We start from the raw sequence: 1,675 nt of genomic DNA on the forward strand, positions 1-1,675 counted from the left end.
TGGTTGGTGAACCAGACGCGGATGTGGCTGTCGTCGCAGTGGGCCGTGCGCGCCGGGGCGACCTGGCGCGACGGCGAGGACGAGATGTTCGCGCACCTGCTCGACGGATCCCGCGCTGCCAACCGGCTCGGGTGGCAGTGGACGGTCGGGACCGGCTCGGGCAAGCCGTACGGATTCAGCCGGTGGCAGGTGAACAAGCGGGCGCCCGCGCTGTGTCGGGAGTGTTCGCTGTCGGACGCCTGCCCTATCGAGGGCTGGCCGTCGGACGCAACCGGGCCGTCGATCGACGGCCCGTACCTCGGCGCCGCCGACATCCCCGCCGGACCCGACGAGGTCGAGGGCCCGGGCCACGCCGACGCGGTGTGGCTGACCGCGGAATCGCTCGGCGACACCGACCCCGCCCTCGACACCAACCCGATGCTGCCCGCGGTGTTCGTGTTCGACGAACCCCTCCTGCAGCGGTTGCAGCTGTCCGGCAAGCGGCTGGTGTTCCTGGCCGAATGCCTCGGTGACCTGGCGCAACGCCGCGACGTCGAGGTCCGACGGGGCGTCGTCGCCACCGAACTCGCCGACCGCTCGGTGGCCGCGACGTGGGCTCCGGTGCCGGGGTGGCAGTCGATCGCCCGGCGCGTCGAGCCAGTCGAGATCCATCCCTGGCCGTGGCTGGTGCGACCGGGCCGGGCGCCGGTCCGATCGTTCAGTGCGTGGCGCAAATCGGTGGGTTCGCCGGGTCGGGTGGGCTGAACGACCTGGGTGAACGTCGCGCGCAGGCGCCGCCGCCTCTTTACGATCGCTGCTATGACCTCGGTGATCGCGACGATCAGCCTCAAGGGCGGCGTCGGGAAGACGACGGTCACCGCGGGTGTCGCCGAGTTCATGGCCGGCGAATTCGGTCGCCGTGTCCTCGTCGTCGACCTCGACTCCCAGATCAACCTCACGACGATGTTCCTGGGCGACGAACGCTGGGTGAAGCTCAACGCCGCCGGGCACACGCTCGCGACGGTGTTCGCCGACGCGGTCGATCAGACCTCGGAGTTCTCGCTGTCGGACACCCTGCAACGTGATGTGTCGACGGTGTCCGGGGTCGTCGGGGTCGATCTCATCCCGTCGTCGCTCGACCTGATCGAGGTCACCGAGGAACTCAGCGCGATGCGCGTCCGGCGCGACGACACCCTCGCCGGGGTATCCGCGCTGCGCGACGCCCTGGCGCCCGTCGTCGACGACTACGACTTCGTCCTCATCGACTGCCCGCCCAACATGGGTCCGGTGACGTTGAACGGTCTGGCCATGGCCGACGGTTACATCATCCCGACCATCCCGGATGTGTTGTCCACCTACGGGATCCCGCAGGTGCAGACCTACATCGGGAGGTTCGGCGAGGAAATCGGCAGGCGAATCGTCGAACTCGGGGTGGTGATCACCAAGTTCAAGGCCAACTCGTCGGTGCACAAGGAGACCGTCACCCGGCTCCGTCGCGACCCGAGTATCCAGAACGTCCTGCCCGGGTACCTCGGTGAGGCGAATTCCGTCGCTGCCGCAGCCGAATTCGGTACGCATCCGTCGCTGCGGGCGAAGTACGGGTCGCGCGGGCAGTTCGAGCAGTTCCGCGAACTCACCCGCACGATCATGGTCGAGGCCGACGACAAGCTCACGCCCCGCCAGGTGGGCACCTGAA

1 protein-coding gene and 1 pseudogene are annotated in these 1,675 nt (G+C 68.8%); both read left to right on the plus strand.

Annotation, left to right across the window (positions count from 1 at the left end):
- Window positions 1-744: pseudogene (locus JHC79_RS04135) on the plus strand (FAD-binding domain-containing protein); the annotation flags it as partial.
- A gap of 54 nt (window positions 745-798) precedes the next feature.
- Window positions 799-1,674, plus strand: coding sequence for a ParA family protein (locus JHC79_RS04140; RefSeq protein ID WP_296388630.1), 876 nt, complete (start codon window positions 799-801; stop codon window positions 1,672-1,674).
- Window position 1,675 lies beyond the last annotated feature (1 nt).

This window comes from Williamsia sp. (genome assembly GCF_016462415.1).
GTDB lineage: Bacteria > Actinomycetota > Actinomycetes > Mycobacteriales > Mycobacteriaceae > Williamsia_A.